The 19590-nt window shown below is 62.5% G+C and carries 17 protein-coding genes; 8 read left to right on the plus strand and 9 right to left on the minus strand.

The annotated features are described in order from the left end of the window. Window positions 1–147: 147 nt before the first annotated feature. The 7 genes from QQK95_RS05085 (at window position 148) to QQK95_RS05115 (ending at window position 7518) form a co-directional block, all read left to right on the plus strand. Window positions 148–1293 carry an ROK family transcriptional regulator gene (locus QQK95_RS05085; protein ID WP_284269621.1) on the plus strand — a complete coding sequence of 382 codons (1146 nt, stop codon included), beginning with the start codon at window positions 148–150 and terminating at the stop codon, window positions 1291–1293. A gap of 230 nt (window positions 1294–1523) precedes the next feature. After that, window positions 1524–1688 (plus strand): hypothetical protein, encoded by a 165-nt coding sequence (locus QQK95_RS05090; RefSeq protein ID WP_284269623.1) that lies wholly within the window; start codon window positions 1524–1526, stop codon window positions 1686–1688. 65 nt (window positions 1689–1753) lie between these two features. Next, the gene (locus QQK95_RS05095) at window positions 1754–2998 is read left to right on the plus strand and encodes an ABC transporter substrate-binding protein (RefSeq protein ID WP_284269625.1); all 1245 of its coding nucleotides are present in this window, start codon (window positions 1754–1756) and stop codon (window positions 2996–2998) included. Between the two features lie 85 nt (window positions 2999–3083). After that, window positions 3084–4037 (plus strand): carbohydrate ABC transporter permease, encoded by a 954-nt coding sequence (locus tag QQK95_RS05100; protein ID WP_284269627.1) that lies wholly within the window; start codon window positions 3084–3086, stop codon window positions 4035–4037. Beyond that, window positions 4034–4900, plus strand: a complete 867-nt coding sequence (locus QQK95_RS05105) for a carbohydrate ABC transporter permease (protein WP_284269629.1) — start codon at window positions 4034–4036, stop codon at window positions 4898–4900. The genes QQK95_RS05100 and QQK95_RS05105 overlap by 4 nt, the downstream gene beginning before the upstream one ends. 18 nt (window positions 4901–4918) lie before the next feature. Beyond that, window positions 4919–6436 carry a DUF5060 domain-containing protein gene (locus tag QQK95_RS05110; protein ID WP_284269630.1) on the plus strand — a complete coding sequence of 506 codons (1518 nt, stop codon included), beginning with the start codon at window positions 4919–4921 and terminating at the stop codon, window positions 6434–6436. A 17-nt stretch (window positions 6437–6453) separates the two neighbouring features. After that, window positions 6454–7518, plus strand: coding sequence for an ABC transporter ATP-binding protein (locus tag QQK95_RS05115; protein ID WP_284269631.1), 1065 nt, complete (start codon window positions 6454–6456; stop codon window positions 7516–7518). A gap of 194 nt (window positions 7519–7712) precedes the next feature. Here the strand turns inward: QQK95_RS05115 and QQK95_RS05120 are convergent, their stop codons facing one another. Together QQK95_RS05120 and oiaX are read right to left on the minus strand one after the other, a co-directional pair. Beyond that, window positions 7713–9041, minus strand: a complete 1329-nt coding sequence (locus QQK95_RS05120; protein WP_284270538.1) for a four-carbon acid sugar kinase family protein — start codon at window positions 9039–9041, stop codon at window positions 7713–7715. A gap of 8 nt (window positions 9042–9049) precedes the next feature. After that, complete coding sequence (gene oiaX / locus QQK95_RS05125; protein ID WP_284269633.1) at window positions 9050–10300, minus strand: 3-oxo-isoapionate-4-phosphate decarboxylase OiaX; 1251 nt, start codon at window positions 10298–10300, stop codon at window positions 9050–9052. A gap of 183 nt (window positions 10301–10483) precedes the next feature. Between oiaX and QQK95_RS05130 the strand changes: the two genes are divergently transcribed. Next, window positions 10484–11197, plus strand: coding sequence for a transcriptional regulator NanR (locus QQK95_RS05130; protein WP_284269635.1), 714 nt, complete (start codon window positions 10484–10486; stop codon window positions 11195–11197). Window positions 11198–11203: 6 nt separating this feature from the next. On the opposite strand, the gene apnL is transcribed toward QQK95_RS05130, so the two are convergent. The 7 genes from apnL to QQK95_RS05165 form a co-directional block, all read right to left on the minus strand. Next, window positions 11204–13042 (minus strand): D-apionate lactonase, encoded by a 1839-nt coding sequence (gene apnL / locus QQK95_RS05135; protein WP_284269637.1) that lies wholly within the window; start codon window positions 13040–13042, stop codon window positions 11204–11206. Further along, entirely contained in the window at window positions 13039–14073 is a 1035-nt protein-coding gene (locus QQK95_RS05140) for a Gfo/Idh/MocA family protein (protein ID WP_284269639.1), read from the minus strand. Before QQK95_RS05140 ends, apnL begins: the two co-directional genes overlap by 4 nt. A 2-nt stretch (window positions 14074–14075) precedes the next feature. Further along, entirely contained in the window at window positions 14076–15140 is a 1065-nt protein-coding gene (locus QQK95_RS05145) for an ABC transporter permease (RefSeq protein ID WP_284269641.1), read from the minus strand. After that, window positions 15137–16705, minus strand: a complete 1569-nt coding sequence (locus QQK95_RS05150) for a sugar ABC transporter ATP-binding protein (RefSeq protein WP_284269644.1) — start codon at window positions 16703–16705, stop codon at window positions 15137–15139. The genes QQK95_RS05145 and QQK95_RS05150 overlap by 4 nt, the downstream gene beginning before the upstream one ends. Beyond that, window positions 16702–17367, minus strand: a complete 666-nt coding sequence (locus tag QQK95_RS05155) for a DUF2291 family protein (protein WP_284269646.1) — start codon at window positions 17365–17367, stop codon at window positions 16702–16704. The genes QQK95_RS05150 and QQK95_RS05155 overlap by 4 nt, the downstream gene beginning before the upstream one ends. Before the next feature lie 78 nt (window positions 17368–17445). Then, window positions 17446–18387: a D-ribose ABC transporter substrate-binding protein gene (locus tag QQK95_RS05160; RefSeq protein ID WP_284269648.1), complete on the minus strand. Its 942-nt coding sequence runs from the start codon at window positions 18385–18387 to the stop codon at window positions 17446–17448. 302 nt (window positions 18388–18689) lie between these two features. Next, the gene (locus tag QQK95_RS05165; protein WP_284269650.1) at window positions 18690–19517 is read right to left on the minus strand and encodes a phosphogluconate dehydrogenase C-terminal domain-containing protein; all 828 of its coding nucleotides are present in this window, start codon (window positions 19515–19517) and stop codon (window positions 18690–18692) included. Between the last annotated feature and the right edge of the window lie 73 nt (window positions 19518–19590).

The following is a 19590-nucleotide window of genomic DNA, read 5'->3' on the forward strand; positions in this document are numbered from 1 at the left end:
AAGCCGCCGCCGGCGAGATGCGTTAATCTCAAGTTCTTTCCAAGATGACATATTGGAGCTATCAGTCAACGATGTTTATGTTGGTCTATGACAAAACCTTCGCTTAGAACGTGGCTGATCGACAGGCCGCCCGCATCGCCGGAGAGCATGATTGTGCGTTGCCTGAGTGAGCGCGGCGCTCTCTCGGCGTCGCAGATCGCACGTGTCACCGGTCTGGCGCGCTCGACGGTCTCAACCGCGCTCAATGGCTTGAGAAAATCGGGCATGGTAATCGAAGCCCCGACCAGCCACGAGGGGATCAGAGCCATTGGCAGGCCAGCCGCGGCTGTGACGCTCAATCCGACAGCGGGCACCTGCGTCGGAATTCATCTGGGGCTTCAGCAGATAAGGCTGATCGTCGCCGATGTCTCACATTCCGTCATTGCCGAACAAACTATCCCCATGGCACTGGACTACCAACCGCAGCAGGCGGCCCAGATGGCCAAATCGGCAATTGCCCAATCTTACGAGGAAAATGGTCTGCCGATGGCGGGACTCCTGGGGGTTGGGATTTCCGTCTCTGGTCCTGTCAGTCGCGATGGAGTGGTCCTGCGCGCGAGCATCGTTCCAACATGGGCCGGCGTCAACATACGAGATGTGTTCGGACCCGTCCTGGAGCGGCCGATCTTCGCCGACAACGAGAGCAACTGCTCGGCCATTGCCGAGCTGATGTGGGGTGCGGCCATCGGCCAAGACGATTTCGTGCTGTTCAAGATCGATCTGGGGGTTGGTGGCGCCATTGTCCAGCATGGCCGGCTGGTGACGGGCATTGCCGGCGGTGCCGGCGAATTCGGGCACATCAGCATCGATCCCGGCGGCGATCTTTGTCGGTGCGGCAATCGCGGATGCCTGGAGCTCTATGCGAGTTTTGCCCGGCCACTGGAACAGATTTCGCGTGTTGTGCGGCGGCAGGTCACTATGGACGATGTCATTATGATGGCCAAGGAGGGCGATGTCAGGGCGTTGCGGATGATCGAGGATACCGCCGAGATCGCCGGCCGGGGTCTCGGCTTGATCGGCTCGGTGCTCAACCCGCCGCTCATCATCATCGGGGGCCAGATGGCGTTGGCGGGTGACATTCTGTTGACGCCGCTGATCGCGTCCTATGAACGCCACACGCTCATCAAGTCCCGCGATGTCGCTCCGGCCCTGCGCACGCGGATAATCGTTGGTAAGCACACCGAGAACGATGCGTTGCTGGGCGCGGTCGGCCTCGTGCTGAGACACCAGACGAAGGAACTCTCGCTCGGCTGATCGGCTTGGGGCAAGTCGCGACAGCGGACCTTGGGGTTTGAAGAGCCGGGCTTGCGCATGCGCCAGATCTCCTTGGCGATGAAGCCGTATCCACCAAATGGCGGACGCTCTCTTCATGAGCGTCTAGGGTTTCAGAAGCAATTTTCCGGTGCGCACGGGCAGGCGATGATTGCCAAGCCGGGCTGACGAGGTGGCCCGCAGCTGCCCCGTTTTCCTCGAGGTATGAGACGATGCGAGCCTTCGCCAACATGAAGTGGAACGACGCCCTCGCAATGGTGCTGATCGTTGGCGGACTGGGCACGGTGCTGCCCGTCCGGGCTGATGACCTGGAAGGCCAGTTCCGATCAACCCCAAACATTCTCCTGCTCTTCATCTCATCATACCAGTTGACATGATGATGGTTGCCGCTAAGGTTGACCAGGGTTCGGCGGATGCGAGTACACGGTCAAGGGAGGAGACTATGCAAACGTCAAGGAAACTTCGGCGCGTAGCGCTTTTTAGCGCCATCGCCATGGTGGTCGCCAGCGCGGCGTCCGCGCAAGAGGTCAAGGTCTGGACCCTGACCTTCGCCAATGATTCCGCCAACAAGGCATGGGCTGACATCGTCAAGGAATTCGAGGCTGCCAATCCTGGTGTCACCATCAAGGTGGAAGGCCGCGGCACCGATGAACACAAGTCGGCGCTACGGGTCGCCTCAGGTTCCGACCAGGGACCGGACATCTATTTCATGTGGGGCGGCCTTGGCCTTGGCGGCGAATTCGTCAAGGCGGGACTCAGCCTGCCGCTCGACAAATACTACTCCCAATACAAATGGGACGACGAACTGCTCTCACCGGCGCTTTCCTTCTCCAAGCAGTATGAGGGTGGCAGGCACGGCGTGCCCTACACATTCCACGGCGAGGCGCTTTATTACAACAAGGCGCTGTTCGAGAAGGCCGGTATTACCACGGCCCCCGCGACCTATGATGAACTTGTCGCAGACGCCGAAAAGCTGAAAGCCGCCGGCATCCCGGCGATCACCTTTGGCGGAACCGTCAACTGGCACGTCATGCGTCTCATGGACATGATCCTGGAGACCAAATGCGGCGTCGACAAGCATGACCGTCTGATGAGCATGCAGGTGAACTGGGCCGACGAGGCCTGCGCCACGGCCTCATTCGAGGAATTCCACAAATGGACATCGAATTACACACTGAAGCCGTTCATGGGGATCGATCAGGCGCAGTCGTTCAATCTCTTCCTCGGCAATCGAGCCGCCATGATGCTTGAAGGCGACTGGCTGGTCGGGCAGCTCAAGGGTGAAAACCGCACCGCGGATTTTGGTCTGTTCCCGTTCCCGACCGGTACTGACCGCCTCTACGGTTTCGCCGAGTACAACTACATTTCGACCAAGAGCAAAGTTCCCGACATCGCCGCCAAATTCCTGAACTATCTCGAATCCACCGACGTGCAGCAAAAGCACCTTGGCGATTTCGGTTCGATCTCGGTCAACAAGAACGTCAAGTACACGAGCACAGAACCGCTCGACCAGAAATGGATCGAGATCTTCGGCAAGTTCCCCGCGACGTTCGTCAATGGCGACCAGGCTTTTCCGCTCGACGTCACCACCGAATACTTCCGGGTGATCAACGAGGTAGCGAGCGACAATCTCGATCCCAAGGCGGCAGCCGCCGAGCTGCAGAAATTCATCGGCAATCGCAGCTGATATTGAACCTCGTGATGGCCGGCCCCGACAAGCCGCAGGCCGGGGCCGGCCAGCCGATTCTCCTGCACCGCTCCCGGGACGATACATGGCCGTGAACATTTCCGCCGCCGATCGCCATGCGCGAATGCCTGCCCGGTCAGGCCAGCTTCGCCGGAAACTGCAGGATCCGACCTTGCAGGGACTGATGCTGTTGGCGCCCGCGGTGCTGGCCTACGCAGTCTTTGCCTTCTATCCGATGATCGACGTCATCCAGCTCAGCTTCATGAAATGGAATGGACTGAACGCCGACAAGCATTGGGTGGGGCTCGACAACTACCGCTACGTGCTCGCCGACGATCCGGTGTTCTGGGTCGCCTTCAAGAACACGCTGATCTGGACTTTCCTGTCGGTCATCTTCCCGCCGCTGATCGGCTTTGGGTTGGCGCTCGGCCTGAACCAGAACATCCCTGGCCGCTCGCCGCTGCGCGCCCTGTTCTACATGCCCGTGATCATCGCGCCGATCGCGGTGGCAACCATGTGGCGCTGGATGTTCGACCCCTTCTTCGGGTTGTTCAACAGTTTGCTCTCCGCAGCCGGATGGCCCAACCTGATCCAGGATTGGCTGGGTGACCGCAACGTCGCGCTCTATTCGGTCTTCATCGGTTATGTCTGGGAGGTCGCGGGCTTCTCGATGGTGTTGTTCCTGGCCGGCCTGCAAGGGGTTTCGCAGACTCTGATCGAAGCCGCCCGCATCGATGGCGCAGGGCGCTTCCAGCTGTTCCGCTATGTAACGCTGCCGGCGCTGAGGCCCACCATAACCATCGTCCTGATCCTGTCGCTGATCAACTCGCTGAAAGCCTTCGACATCGTCTACGGCATGACCGGCGGCGGCCCGGCACAATCGACGCAGATGCTCGCTATGTGGGCCTATACGCAGGCCATGCAACTCGGTGACTTCGGTCGTGGCAGCGCCATCTCCGTCGTGCTCTTGCTCATCACCGTTGCCATCGTCATCCCGTATCTGCGCTGGACGCTGAAGCGGCAGGAGGCGTATCAATGAGTGGCGTCGCCAGCCCCTTTCGACAGGCCGGCGCGGAGCGCGTGGATCCGCTGCTGGTGGCATTGTGGATCGCGCTGATCATCGTCGCCATGGTCTGGATCGCTCCGTTCGTCTTCATCATCTTCACGTCGCTGAAATCGAACGCCACGGTGATGGGGACCGGCGCATTCTCGCCGCCCACCAGCCTCGCCTGGGAGAATTTCACCAATGCCTGGCGGCGCGGCGATTTCGGCACAACGGTCGTCAACAGCACCATCATCACCGTCATCAAGGTGCCGCTCGGGCTGATGATATCGGCCATGGCCGCCTATTCGCTGAGCCGCATCCAGATCTGGGGACACAAGGTGGTCTTCCTCGCCATCGTGTTTGGCACGATGATCCCGTTCCAGGTGATGTTGGCGCCGATCTTCAAGCAGGTGAACAGCTTCGGGCTGATCAATACCTATGTCGGCATCATCCTGCCCTATCTCGCCTTTGGCGTCCCCTACCAGGTCTTCATCCTGCACAATTTTTTCAGGGACGTGCCGAAGGAACTGAGCGAGGCGGCGCTTATCGACGGCGCGTCGCATTTCACCGTGTTTCGGCGCATCTTCCTGCCGGTGTCGCTGCCAGTGCTTGCTGCGCTGCTGATCCTCGACTTCGTCGCCACCTGGAACGAGTTCGCCATGGCGCTGGTCATCCTGCAGGATCCGGACCGCTGGACGTTGCCGCTCGGCCTGATGTCGTTCCAGAGCCAGTTCGCCCGCGACTATGGCCAGCTCAACGCGGCGATCGTCATGACGGTGCTGCCGGCGGCGATCGTCTATCTCATCTTCCAGCGCTACTTCGTCTCGGGGCTGACGTCGGGCGCGGTCAAGGAATAGCAACGCAAGGAACCACGGATGACCGACGGCACGACAGTCGAGAAATGGGACATGTTCGAGATCGAACTGAAGGGGCCAGCGGATGGCAATCCCTTTGTCGAGATCGAGTTGTCCGCCAGCTTTTCGCAAGCGAACCGTAGCATCGCGGTTCCAGGCTTTTACGATGGCGACGGCATCTACCGCATCCGTTTCATGCCAGACAATGAAGGCAGCTGGAGCTACGTCACGCAGTCCAACAGCCCGTTGCTGACAGGCATTGGCGGTGCCTTCGATGCGGTGGCGCCGGCGGCCGGCAACCATGGCCCGGTGCGCGTGCGCAACAAATTCCATTTCGCCTACGCCGACGGCACACCCTACTTCCCGTTCGGCACCACTTGCTATGCCTGGACGCACCAGCCGCTCGAGATGCAGGCCGAGACGCTGGCAACGTTGAAGAAAGCGCGCTTCAACAAGGTGCGCATGGGTGTCTTCCCGAAGGACTATCCTTACAACACCAATCCAGCGCTGCATTCGATTTTCGAGACAGGGCGGGACGGCAAGGAGGATTTCGACCGGCCGAATCCGGCCGCCTTCCGCCACTTCGAGACTCAGATCGGTGCACTGCGTAATCTCGGCATCGAGGCCGACATCATCATCTTCCATCCCTATGATCGGTGGGGCTACGCCGACATGAGCGCGGCTCAGGATTTCCGCTATGTCGCCTACCTCGCGGCACGGCTCGCGGCTTATCGCAACGTCTGGTGGTCGCTGGCCAACGAGTACGATTTCCTGCTCGACACCAAGCCGATGGCGCAGTGGGATCGCTACTTCCATATCCTCGAGGAAAACGACCCCTACCAACATCTGAAATCGATCCACAATGGCGAGCAGTCGATGAATTTCGACCATCGTAAACCGTGGGTCAGCCATGTCTGCATCCAGAACTGGGACGTGAAACGAACACCCGAATGGCGCGACGCCTACGGTAAGCCGGTCGTCAACGACGAACCTGAATATGAAGGCAACATCGTCTTCCCATGGGGCAACATCAGTGCCGAAGAACTGGTGCATCGCTTCTGGCTCACCGTCATGCGCGGCGGCTATGCCGGGCATGGCGAAACCTACATGCACCCGCGGGATCTGATCTGGTGGGCCAAGGGCGGCCGGCTTCACGGCGAGGCGTGGAAGCGGATCGGCTTCCTGCGCGACCTCATCGAAGAGGACGTCAGCAACGGGTTGGAGCCGATGGGCCACAACAGTGCCTGGCCGTGGAGCCGGGTCTCCGGCGCCAGCGACGGCGATCTCCGCTATATCTATCTTGGCGAGCATCAGCCGGTCGTCTGGTCCACCGGCCTACCGCTGCAGGATGGCGACTACGACATCGACATCATCGACACTTGGGCCATGACGGTGACGCCAGCCACGAAAGTGGCGGCGCCAATTCCGCATCCAACACGCCATGGCTCGGTCGTGCGTGGGGGCAAGGCGGACGCTGCTTTCGCGGTAGAGTTGCCCGGCAAGCCCTATCAAGCCATCCGCGTCAGGCCACGGCGCTAGCAAAACGGGGTTGCAAGATGTCTTCTGTCCAGATCGTCGACGTGAAGAAGTCCTATGGTGCGACCCCCGTGATCCATGGGGTCAGCGTCGACATCGAGGATGGTGAATTTGTCATTCTGGTCGGCCCTTCGGGCTGTGGAAAATCGACGCTGCTGCGCATGATCGCCGGGCTCGAAACCATCTCGGGCGGCGAGATCTCGATCGGCGAGCGGGTGGTCAACCATCTCCAGCCAAAGGAACGGGACATCGCCATGGTGTTCCAGAACTATGCGCTCTATCCGCAGATGACCGTCGCGCAGAATATGGGTTTCGCCCTGGAACTCGCAGGTGCCAAGCAAGCCGAGATCAAGAAAAAGGTCGATACGGCGGCATCGATCCTGGGGCTGCAGCCGCTGCTTGCGCGCTACCCGCGCCAGTTGTCCGGCGGCCAGCGCCAGCGCGTCGCCATGGGCCGCGCCATCGTGCGCGATCCCAAGGTGTTCCTGTTCGACGAACCTCTGTCGAACCTTGATGCCAAGCTGCGCGTGCAGATGCGATCCGAGATCAAGGCGCTGCACCAGCGGCTCAAATCGACCATCGTCTACGTCACCCACGATCAGATCGAGGCGATGACGATGGCCGACAAGATCGTGGTGCTCAACGGCGGCAGGATCGAGCAGGTCGGAAGCCCGCTCGAGCTCTATGACCGGCCGGTAAACATGTTCGTCGCCGGCTTCCTTGGATCACCGGCGATGAATTTCATCGAAGGAACAGTGCGCGGCGATCCGCATCCCGGCCTCGAACTGGACGAAGGATCAATCATCCCGCTGTCAGCCATTCCCGCCGCAGCCGCGGGACGGCGCCTCGTGCTGGGCGTGCGTCCGGAGGACATTCATATCGACAGCGAAACCGGCGCCGCGGCGAAGGTGATCGTCGTCGAGCCGACGGGCGCCGAGACGCATCTTTCGGTCGAAATGGCGGGCCATGAACTCGTCTGCGTGCTGCGCGAACGCGTCACTTTGAAGCCGGATGAGACCGTCATGCTTTCCGTACGAAAGTCGGCCGTGCATTTCTTCGACCCGGCGTCGGGAAGCCGCATCTGATTGATGTTTGCGATAAGCCCGTCCGGGATGTTCGGGGGGTGGTTCTGCCAGCGACGCGGCGGCTTGCTCGTCGTCGCTCATATGCGCGCGTGAATTGCCGTCGCCGTGGGCCGGAAGGTGCTGACGAAGGATGCGGCAAAGCCTCGAAAATCACAGCAATCACCGATGCGGTCATTTGCCGCCAGGCAACTCCATCAACACCCGAGGCCGTCGCGAATGGCGCTAAAATAGCGATCGGTTCCGACCTGGCCGCCCTTCAGCGCGATTTCGAGGCCGTCGACCTCGCCGCCACCATGGGCAAGGCAGAGCGGCGAACCCGGCGATTGCGGCAGTGGCATGCGCACGGTCAGTGCGTCGATGGACAATTGTCCCAGCGCATGGCTGGAGGTGTCGCCGCCGGCGATGACCGCGCGCCGGAGTTTCTGGTCGATGACCAGCCGGCGCAGAATGTCGCCCAGCGCTCGGCCGAGCCGGTTTCGCGCACCTTCAATATGGTCGATCTCGGCACTGCGATCAGCCTGGGGACCAAGGGCGGTGTAGAGAATGACGCTGCGCCCTGCCGTGAGACTCGCCAGGCCGCTCGCGACGGCGCGCTCGATTGCCTCGCCGGCGCTGTCCGAAACCAGCTGAATGGCATCGATCTGGATGCCGTCGAACCCATGGGCGAGCGCGAAGCGGATCTGCTTCTCGGTGGTCGGCGACACACTGCCCGAGACCACGGCGAGCCGATCCACCGGACCGGGCGGCACGAAGGACGCGTGCCCCGCGGCGATGCCCTTGCCGGCCCATTCGGCAAGCAGGGCATATTCGACGCCCGAGGATCCGACGACGAAACCATGACCTTGTTCGCAAATCCGCCAGATCTGCTCGCCGACGCGCGTCTGCGTCTGGCGGCTTTCGACGTCGAACAGGACGATTTCCTTGTCCTGCAAGGCTTGGTCGACGGTTTGCGAAAGGTCATCCGCCTGCAGCGCCGCCAGGTCGACAAGGCCGGAACCGAGATCGGTCTGGCGATGGAGGTGGACGAGCAGGTCGGCTTCCTTCATCGGCGTCACCGGATGCCGGCTCATGACGGGATGGCGGTCGATACGGAAATAGGTGCCGCGAAACGCCGCGAAGAGGTTTCCGAACGCCGTGTAGCGTTTGAGCTGAGGCGCCCCGACAATCACCGGCACGCTCTTCTGGTCGAAGACACGCCGGCCGATCTCGATGGCGCGGCCAATGCTGCCGATCGCCGGGCTGGAATCGAAGGTCGAGCAGATCTTGTAATGGCAAACCGTCGCTTTGAGGCTTCTTAGCCATCTAAAAGCAGGCGCCAGATTTTCGTCCATCCATTGCGGCGTCTCGCTGCGGCTCGTGCCAGCCAGTCCCACGGCGCGGCAATGCGCAAACCGCCCTAGCAGTTGCTGGTCGGGTTGACGCATGAACAGCACGGTCGGCACGCCGCCAAGCTCGAGCGCTTCCATGACGTCGGTCGAGCCAGTGAGGTCGTCGCCATAGTAGCTAAGCAGCAGGTTCTGCATGACTTCGCTCACGCCGCCCTGCCGTCGCCGAATTTTTCGATCGACCGTGCGAGCTCGGCATGGCTGCGGGCATATTCCGCCAGGGGGATGCCATCGACCGCCGCTTGCCAGGCTTGCTGGACGGCGCGCACGCCGGCGCCCGGCCCGTCCGGATGGCTGACGATGCCACCGCCGCAGAGGTAGAGCAGATCGACTGTTCGGCCGGTTCGTTGGTAGGTCTCGGGCGCCTGCCCGCCCCACTGGCCGGACCCTGCGACCGGCAGCGCGCAATCGTCAGGCGAAAAGATCGGCGTCGTCACTGCCTTGAAGGATTCGATGAAGGATGCATCCGGCTCCCAATATTTTGAAGCGATGCCGTTGATCTGGAACTGGTCGACGCCAAGCAGCCGCCAGAACTGCTGCCACACCTTGAAATCCATGCCGAGGCCGGGGTGGCGGGTGAGGATGTCCCAGCCATTGCGATGGGCGTGCAGCACCAGGCTGGAGCGCTTTCTCAAGTAGGCCATGCCGCCGAAGCCGATGGAGTTGATGTTGATCACCGCGCAATTGCCGCCGGCCTTCGCCACCAGATCGTGGTTGCGCATCATCTCGTCCGGATCGGCATGCGAGATGCCGAAGGCGTACATCACCTTTTTGCCGGTCTTCTGCTCGTAGTCGAGGATGAGCGGCATGATCGCCTTCACCCGCTCGGCCAGCGGCGAGTAGGCCGGGCTCATCAGCTTCTCGTCGTCCTTGATGAAGTCGACGCCGGCTTCGATCAACTCACCCACCATCTCGGCCGTCTCATGCGGCCTTAAGCCGAGTGCCGGCTTGACGATGGTGCCGATGATCGGGCGTCCCTCGACGCCGGTCAGCTTGCGGCTGCCGGCGACGCCGAACTGCGGGCCGGGATGGGCGCCGCGATAGTCATCAGGCAGCTTCATGTCGACGATGCGGATACCCGACAGGCCTTTGATCGAATAGGTGCCGCCGATGGCGATGGTCATCAGTGCTGACAGGTCGGTGCCGATAGCGTCGAAGGGAAAGGCGATGTCGACATCGGCGCGCTTGAATGGTCCATTGCCGGCTTCCGGAATGGAGGGTTGCACGGCGTCGGGTAGATGCCGGATCGCCAGGACGCGCGCCGCCACGCGCGCCTTCAGTTCCTCGGTTTCGCCGGGCAGCGCGACGAAGGTGCCGGTCGACTGGTCGCTGGCGATCTTGGCTGCCAGGGCCTCGATGCTTTCAGACGTTTCGATGCGATAGGTGAGGGTGATCATGTCCGCTGTCTCAAGCCCAGGCGTTCGAAAAAGGTTCACCAGTGTCTGAAATCTGGTATAATGAGTACATAAGTATTGCAAGACATATCCGGGCTGGAGGTTTTGCAAGGTCGACAGCCGGCATTTCCGCGAATTGTGGCGGCGGTGTTAGATAGAGCCGGGTCAAGGGAGTGATTCGCGACGATGAACCGTTCGGAACCGATTGTCCGACGCAAGCTTTCCGACGAGGTCTTCTTGCGGCTGAAGCGCCTGATCACCAGCGGCGAGTTGATGCCGGGCGACGATATGCCGTCGGAGCGTGAATTGATGGAGCGTTTCGAGGTCGGCCGGCCGGCAATCCGCGAGGCGATGCAGGCGCTGAGCAATATGGGCCTTGTCGCCATCTCGCATGGCGAGCGGGCCAAGGTGCTGCAGCTCACCGCCAAGTCGATCATCAAACAGGTCGACGGCGCGGCCAAGATCATCCTGTCGTCGTCGAAGGACACGCTTGAGCACCTCAAGACCGCGCGCATTTTCTTCGAGCGTGGCATGGTCAGGGAAGCCGCCGAGAAGGCCACCGTCGAGGATGTGCAGCGGCTCAAGGCAACCGTCGCCGAGCAGCGTGCCGCGCGAGGTGATTCCGAAGGCTTCATTTCCGCCGACATGAAATTCCACACCCAGATCGCTGCGATCTCCGGCAACCCGATCTATGTCGCTGTCAGCGAGGCGATGCTGGGCTGGCTGAAGGAGTATCACACCGAAATGCTGATCTGGACCGGCAAGGAACAGTTCACGCTGACCGAGCACGAAGAGATCATCGGACGCATCGAGAAGAAAGATGCCGATGGCGCCGAGAAGGCGATGATCAAGCATCTGGAGCGCTCGCGCGCCCTATATGTGATGAATTCTGAAAAGTAATCTGGTTCAGCCGATCCGTGCGATCGCGTAGGGTGCCATCACAATACGGTCGCGGCCAAACTCCGAAAGGTCGACCGGCACGTCGCTTGCCGTCAGGTTCGTCAGCCATACGACCGTCTTGCCCGAGGATGAGCGCCCGGCCAACGCCAGTACCCGGGTCTCGTCGCTCGTTTTGGCCGCGACGTATTTAAGGCCAGCCAGTTCGCAAAGCCCCTTGATGGCTTGGAAGATCGGCCGCGGTGACCCCTCGGCGGCGGGTTCACCGGCTTCCGCCAGCACGCCGAATGGCCCGCTGAAGCCGGACAGCGTGAGCATCTCCAACCCGGCCGGCGCGACACGCGCGGCATAGCCGATCGTCCATGCCGCGGCGAACAGTCCGTTGTGGCGCGGATCGCGGTTCGCCATGGCGATGCGCTCTCCCCGCGGATTGTCCTTGGTCGCGCCGCCATAGGGGTTCTGCCGCATGGCAATGGTCGAGGGCCCGATCCGGTAAGGCTTGTCGCCGAAGATCGCCCGCGCCGACCGGGTGATGAACGGCAATGCCTCCAGCGACTGCATGACACTGAGATCGTCGGCGGCGTGTACGATCGGGCAGGTGCAATGGGTGACGAAATCGAGCAGTCCGGCCGGAACACGCTTGCGATTCAGCTCGGTGAAATAGCTGAACATGCCGCCGCCTAGACGGATATCGGGAAAGGCGCGGCGCGCTGCGGCATAGACATCTTCCAGCGGCGGGCAGGGCGGCCAGGCACTGCCCGGCGGCGTCGACTGGCGGTCGACCGAAGGCGACACCGCAATGGCATCGAGCCGCAGCCTCGCCCGGCGCACCAGACCAGCGACATCGGAGAGTTCGGCATCGAGATCGCCGCTGCAGGCCACCACGCATTCGAGCGTTGTGCGGGCGGGATAGGCTGCGGCGAGCCGGGCGAACGAGCGCAAGGTATCGAGCCCATGGCCGCGCGTCGGATCGTAATGAAACAGCAATTGTTGCGGGCCGAGCACGGATAGGGTGGCGAGGTTCGCCAGCGCCGTCTCGACATCGCCGGGGTAGATGATCACGCCGACATCCGGCAGCGCCGGACCGGGCTCGCCGAGCGTCACACGGACCGGGCCGGATACCTCGGTGGTGACCGGCGTCTTGCCGTCGCTGGCAATACTCAGGCTGATCGTCTGGCGGTTGGTCTCGCCGGCCGGGAGCATATAGGGCCACGGCAGCGCCAGCGGCCGCACATAGGTCTTGTAGGACGCGTCGGACCAGTTGCGCTGGTCCTCCATTTCGAAGACGTCGCCTTCCATGCGGCACTCGGCGGTGACGCCGGGCCGCACCTTATGCGTGATGGCGCGCAAGTCCTTGAAAGGCTGCCAGGGGTCGATCAGGTCAGGCAGTTTCGTCGCCACCACGCTGCCATCCGTGTGCTCGACTGTCACCGGGCTGCCGGCGAGGCCGGCGATCGGATGCAGGATGCAGAAGCCGCAGCGGTTGGTCTCGAAATCGCTGTCGGGCAGGGCGCTGACGCTGAACACCAGCCCACCGTCCGCGGTTCCCTTGATGGCGGCGCGAAAGGTGAGCCGGCTTCCGTCCGGCCCGGCGCAGCCCGCCGTGTAGCTGACGGTGAAAGCATCGGCACCCTGGTCGATCGTCAGGTCAGCCAGGGCTGGCTCATAGGTGCCCCAGTCGCGGTCGCGCACGATGTAGGCGATGGCGCGCAGCACCTCCGTGCCGCCGTGGCGGATCGTGCGCAGATTGCCGTTGACGAAATCGGCGTTGAGCGGACCGGCGGTCAACCGGACCGGTTCGGTCTCCGCCGCGCTCGTGCCGCAAAGGAGGAACCGATCCGCGGTCATTTCAGCAGATCGTCGATGCGGACCGGTTCCCGACTCGCGGCGCCGGCATAGGCAGCCTCGACCAGCGCAAATGTCTTGAGGTTGTCGGCGCCCGCGGTCGCCGGCTCCTTGCCTGATGCAAGGCAGTCGACCCAGTGCCGCTGGATCGCCAGCACGCTTTCCTGGATGTTGTGCCATGGCCGCGAGGCCCAGGGCAGCAGCGGCGGCGAGATGTCCCTGACCATTGTGCCGCCCCTGCCGGCGACGGTCAGTTGGTAACCCTGCGCCAGCCGGAGCGTACCGTCGCTTCCGTCGATCTCGATCAGCGTTTCGGGAAACGGCTCCACCGCAAGTCGGGTCGCATAGCTGCAATCGACCACCGAAATGGCGCCGCTCTCGTGATCCATCAGCATCGTGGCGACATCCTCGCCGGTGATGGCCGGGTTGATGCGCGCGGTACGGGCAGTGAGGCTCGACACATCGCCGAGGAGAAAACGCGCAATGTCGAAGATGTGGATGCCGAGATCCTCGATGATGAAGCGCTTTCCCGTCGCCAGATAGGGCTGGCCGGAAAACACGTCATAGGCGGAGCGGAAGGAGATGCGCCCGAAGAAGGGCGTGCCGATCTCACCGCTGTCGAGCACCGCGCGCACCGCCTGGATCGGTGACTGCCAGCGGAAATTCTCATGCACCATCAGAGGCACACCGGCCTTGGCGCAGGCCGCGACCATCGCCTTGGCGTCGGCGAGCGTAGGCGCGAACGGTTTCTGGCAGATCACCGGGACGCGCTGGGCGGCGGCCATCTCGACCAGCGGCCGATGACTGCTGACGGTGGTGGCGATGTCGACGAAGTCGAGCGTCTCGGCCGCGAACAGCGCGGCTGCATCAGTGTAGCGCTTCGCCACGCCGAACTGGTCGCCGACGATCCTGAGCCGCTCCGGATCGCGGTCGCAGATGGCGACGATCGAGGCGCCGTCGATGTCGCGCCAGGCATGCATCTGGTTGACGGCGAAGAAGCCGCAACCGATCAGCGCTCCACTCAAAGTCGCCATGTTTAACCCGCCCTTGCCATCTGCATCAGGGTCACACGCTGCTGGAGCCGGCGCTGCGCCTGGTCGACGACGACGGCGACGATGATGACCAGACCCTTGATCACCATCTGCCAGAAGGAGCTTACGCCCATCATCACCAGCCCATCCGACAGGATGCCGATCACGAAAGCGCCGACGATGGTGCCGCCGATCGTGCCGCGTCCGCCCGACATCGAGGTGCCGCCAAGCACCGCCGCGGCGATGGCGTTCAACTCGAAGCTTTCGCCGGTCGCCGGATGCGAGGCCATCAGCTCCGACGAGATGATCAGGCCGACGATCGCCGCACAGAAGCCGGAGAACATGTAGACGAACATCTTGACCATGTTGACGCGTACGCCCGAAATGCGCGCCGCGCGCTCGTTGCCGCCCACGGCGAAGATGTGGCGGCCCAGCGGTGTGTACCGGGCAAGATAGGCAGCCCCCAGCGCTACCACGATCAGGATCCAGATCGACACCGGCAGGCCGACGAGCCGGCCGGCGCCGAGGAAGCCGAAGCCGGTGGTGCCAAGTTCCGGTTTGCCGACCAGATTGGGGAAAGTGCGGCCGTCGGACGACAGCAGCGCAAGGCCGCGCGCTACATAAAGCACGCCGAGCGTGGCGATGAAGGGCGCGACGTTGAGCCTGGTGATCAGCAGTCCGTTGACGGCGCCGATCAATATGCCGACCGCCAGGGTGATCAATGCGATCTCGACCACGTTGAAATAGATGGTGTAGCCGATCTGCAGATCGATGCCGTTGAGCACGAGGTAGCCGGCCACCATGCCGCACAGGCCGACGATCGAGCCGACCGAAAGGTCGATGCCGCCGGTGATGATGACAAAGGTCATGCCCATGGCGAGGAAGGCATTGAGCGCCACATGCTTGGCCATCAGGATCAGATTGGCGGCCGACAGGAAATTCGGCGCCGCGATGGAGAAGAACACCAGCACGGCAATCAGCGCAATGAAGGTCCTGAGCTTCATCAGCGTCAGCAGCGCGGAGCCGCTGGAGGCCGAAGAGGGGGCTGCCCTGGCCGGAATGTCAGTCATCGGCGTTGCTCTCCAAATTCTGGGGCAAGATGTGCGGGGGCGGGGCCATGGCCGAACGCCGATGCGGCGACGATCGCGGCCTCGCTCGCCTCGGCGCGGTCGAACATGCCGGTCAGTCTGCCATTGCTCATCACCGCGATCCGGTCGGACAGCGCCATCACCTCGTCGAGATCGGAAGTGGCGAAGAGGATGCCCAGCCCATCGCGCGACAACTTGCGCATGGTGCGGAAGACGTCGGCCTTGGCGCCGACATCGATGCCGCGGCTCGGCTCGTCCATCAAAAGCACCTTGGGTCCGGTGAGCAGCGCCTTGCCGATCACCACCTTCTGCTGGTTGCCGCCGGAGAGCGACGAGACTTCCTGCGCCGTGTCCGCGACCTTGATCGAGAGCTCCCGTACCATCTGCCTGACAGCCTGCCGCTCGGCATCGCCTCGAATGTGGAACAGGCGCACGAAGCGCGACAGGCTGGCCAGCGTCAGATTGCTGGCAACCGACAGGATCGACACCAGACCTTCGCGCTGGCGGTCTTCCGGGATCAGTGCCAGACCCCGCCGGATGCGCCGCGTCGTGTCGCGTTCCCTGATCTGCTTTCCGTCGATGAAGATCTTGCCGCTGGCATGGCCGTGACGGCCCATGATGCAGTCAAACAGCTCGCTGCGCCCCGCGCCCATCAGGCCGTAAATGCCCAAAATCTCGCCGGCGCGCAGCGACAGCGAGACATGGTCGACCGCCAGTCCGCCGGTGACGCGCGGCAGGCAGATGTCTTCGGCGCGGAACACCTCCTCGCCGGGAACATGGCCGTCGGCCTTGGCGAAATCCTTGGCGTCCGAGCCGATCATTTGCCGCACGATCCACTGCGTGTCGACGTTCTTCACCTCCTCCTGGCCGGTGATACGGCCATCACGCAGCACGGTGATGTAGTCGCCGATGCGGATCAGCTCCTCCAGCCGGTGCGAGATGTAGACGATCGCCACGCCGTGCGCCTTGAGGTCGGCGATCACCTTGAACAGGATCTCGACTTCGGCGGCACTTAGCGCCGAGGTCGGCTCGTCCATGATCAGGACGCGTGCGTCAAGTGAGACAGCCTTGGCGATCTCGACCAGCTGCTGCTGGCCGATGCGCAGATCCTCGACCAGCATGTCCGGCCGGATGCCGGCTTCGAGCCGATCGAGGAATTCGCCGGCCCGCCGTTCCTGCGCCTTGCGGTCGATCTTGCGGAAGCGGTTGGTGATCTCGCGCGTGGCGAAAATGTTCTCGGCGACCGTCATGTTGCCGAACAGGTTCAACTCCTGGAACACCATGCCGATGCCGCGGTTCACCGCGTCACCTGAGGAGGAGAAGGAGACCTCGTTGCCGTCGAGCAGGATGCGCCCGGCCGTCGGCTGCTCGACGCCGGCGATGATCTTCATAAGCGTCGATTTGCCGGCGCCGTTCTCGCCGACCAGCACATTGACCGCGCCCTTGCGCACCGCGAAATTGGCCTGCTTGACCGCGACGGTGCCGGCATAGACTTTCGAGACATCTTCCAGCTTCAGGATGACGTCATGATCAAGCGCCGTGGTCATGGCTTTGGCCCGATCTCGGCCTCCGCCGGGGTCACCAATGGCAGGTCCTGGCCGCCTTCGATCGTGTAGGCGCCGAGCACCTTGGCGGCGCGGCCCTCCAGCGTTTCGCGCGGCAGCTTGGACAGCGCGGTTTTGTCGGCATAGGCATTGAAAGCTTTGCCGAACTGGGCAAAGTCGATCTGGTTGGTGAAATCGTTGAACTGGACGAAATCGAGGCTGTCGCGTAGCGCCGTGCCGCGCACCGCCGGCCCGATCTGTACGCGCGCATCCGCCTTGCCGTCGCCGTCGACGTCGATATCCATCGTTGCCGCGCGCGACTGCGTGTTGGCGGCGACGATCTTGCCCTCGACGCGGACCGCGAAGGTCCACGGCGAATTGGCCTGCTTCTTGGGGTTGCCATATTTGGTGCCGGCAGCCGCCTGGTCGGTCTTCGCCAGTGCATGGACCTCGGCGAACGGCCCGGCCTTCTCTTGCAAATACGGGATGACCTTGGAGGCCCAGATCTCTCCGACCATCTTGTCGGGGTTGAAGCCCGACGCGTCGCCTGCACCGCCTTGCGCCGATGGTGTCGGCAGGATCTTGCAGGCGCCGAGACCGATACCGGCGACAAGCGCGAGTATCGGCCAAGTTGCCTTAATCTGCCAGGTCGGCTTGTTGAACATCAAGGTCAAAGCATCCCGGTGAAATGAAGGCGAGGGACGAACCTCGAGTTCGCCCCCCACTGTTTGCGTTACGCCGGTTCAGTTCTTCAGCGCGAAGGTTTCCAGCTTGGCGGCGTTGTCACCATTGACCAGCACGCAGTCCATCAGCTGTTTTTCCTTCTCGGGCGACTTCTTGTTCTTGATGAAGTCGTTGGCCTGTTGAACCGCCATCTGCGCCTGGGCGTAGGCCGGCTGCAGCACCGTCGCCTTGATGCCGCCTGATGTGATGGAGTCGCGCACGTCGTTGGAGCCGTCGAAGCCGACGACAATGACGTCCTTGCGATTAGCCGCGGCGAGCGCCGCATAGGCGCCCATCGCCATCGTGTCGTTGCCGGAGATCACACCCTTGATGTCGGGATTGGCTTGCAGGATCGATTCCATCTTGGCATAGGCCTCGGTCTGGCTCCAATTGGCCGATTGCTGTGCCACCATCTTCAGGTCCGGATAGTCATTGATGACGTCGTGATAGCCCTTGGAGCGGATGCCGGCATTTGTGTCGGATTCCTTGCCGACCAGTTCGACGAAGTTACCCTTCTCGCCCATCAGCTTGACGAACTCCTGGGCGCCGAGCTGGGCGCCCTGGTAGTTGTTGGAGACGATCTGCGCGACGGCGACGCCTGTGGCGTTGATTTCGCGGTCGATCAGGAAAGAGGGGATGCCGGCGTCCTTGGCCTTTTGCACCGCGGCGACGGTGGCGTCCGCGCCGGCATTGTCGAGGATGATCGCCTTGGCGCCACGGCCGATCGCGGTGTCGATAAGTTGCGACTGCTTGTTGGCGTCGTCGTCATGCACCAACACCAGCGCCTCATAGCCTAGCGCCTTGGCCTTCGCCTCGGCGCCGACGGCCTCCGCCTTGAAGAACGGATTGTCGTGCGAGGGGGTGATGATGGCGATCAGGTCGGCCGCGAAGGCCGGCGCCGCCGTGCCAAGGGCCAGCACGCCGGCGAAAGCTGCAAGTGTCATTCTGCGAGTAAGTTTCATTAAGTCCTCCCTTTAAGAACATGGGCCTCGACCAGTCGAGGCCGTTGTCTCCATTTGAAATCGTCAGACTGGGCGGGCAAAGCGCCAGCTTGATCGGCAAAGCCCGTTTGCCGATCATTTCGACCGAACCGATTTTCGCGCCGTTCCCCGCCATCCTCCGCTCCTTCCGACGGCTCCTCCCCGCGGAGATCGGTCAGCTCGAGCGTGTCAACAGCTTAGCCAACTGGTATGATGAGTCAATCACTAATTCAGATGATCTGTATCTAACTGCGCACCTTGATGCAGCGGAGGGAAGGCGCGCCTCATGTGATGCGCTGGATGCTGGCGGCGATTTCTTCCGGCTCGAAGACGCGCTTCCAGTCGTCGCGCATCAGCACCGGCTTGCCGAATTCGATGGCCTTGTTGCAGGCATCGGAGAACACGCCCTTGGTCTCGCCGAAGATGACGGCGCCGAGCACATTCATGTGGCCGAGCAGGAAATCGAGCGCGGCCTGCCGGTCGACGCCGCGCGCCACGACCTCGTCGAGGGCTTCCTTCATGACGACGAGCAGCGAAGCGCACACCGTCTCCGAAAGTCCGGGTTCCAGCAGCGCCATGTGTTCGACCGTGACGCGATGCGAGCGCATCACCGGCGCCCAGATGATCTGGGCGATCTTCTCGCCCTTGGCGTAGTCTTCCTCCGGCCCCTGCATCAGGGCGCTGACGAAATGCTGCTTGGCCTTGACGCCGCCGAAGAAGTCCTTCTTGGCGGCCATGTCGGTCTCGTCGTTGAAAATCGGCGGATGGCAGGGATGGGTCACGAAATAGGTCAGGTCGGGACGATCAGGCAGGTGGCCGGCGAAAGGGGCCGCCGCGTCGAGCACGATCACCATCGTGCCAGACGCAAGCTTGCTTTCGATGCTGGCGGCGACCTTGCCGATATGCGTGTCCGGCACCGCCAGGATCACGACCTCGGCGCCCTCGAGTGCCTCATCGACGCCGACCGCATCGATGCCCAGACCGGTTTTCAACCGCTCCTTGCCCGCCTCGCTGATCTCGACATGGCGGATCGTGTAGTCCGATCCGCGAAAATTGGTCGACAGCCGGTAGCCCATTTTCCCGCCCGCACCAAACAGCGCAATCGTTGTCATCTAGCCTTGCTCCTTGAATCATGGTGATTGTCGCGCGATCGTCACCTTATATACTGGTATGATCACTCTACCA

Source organism: Mesorhizobium huakuii, from assembly GCF_030160235.1.
Taxonomy (GTDB): Bacteria; Pseudomonadota; Alphaproteobacteria; order Rhizobiales; family Rhizobiaceae; genus Mesorhizobium; species Mesorhizobium huakuii.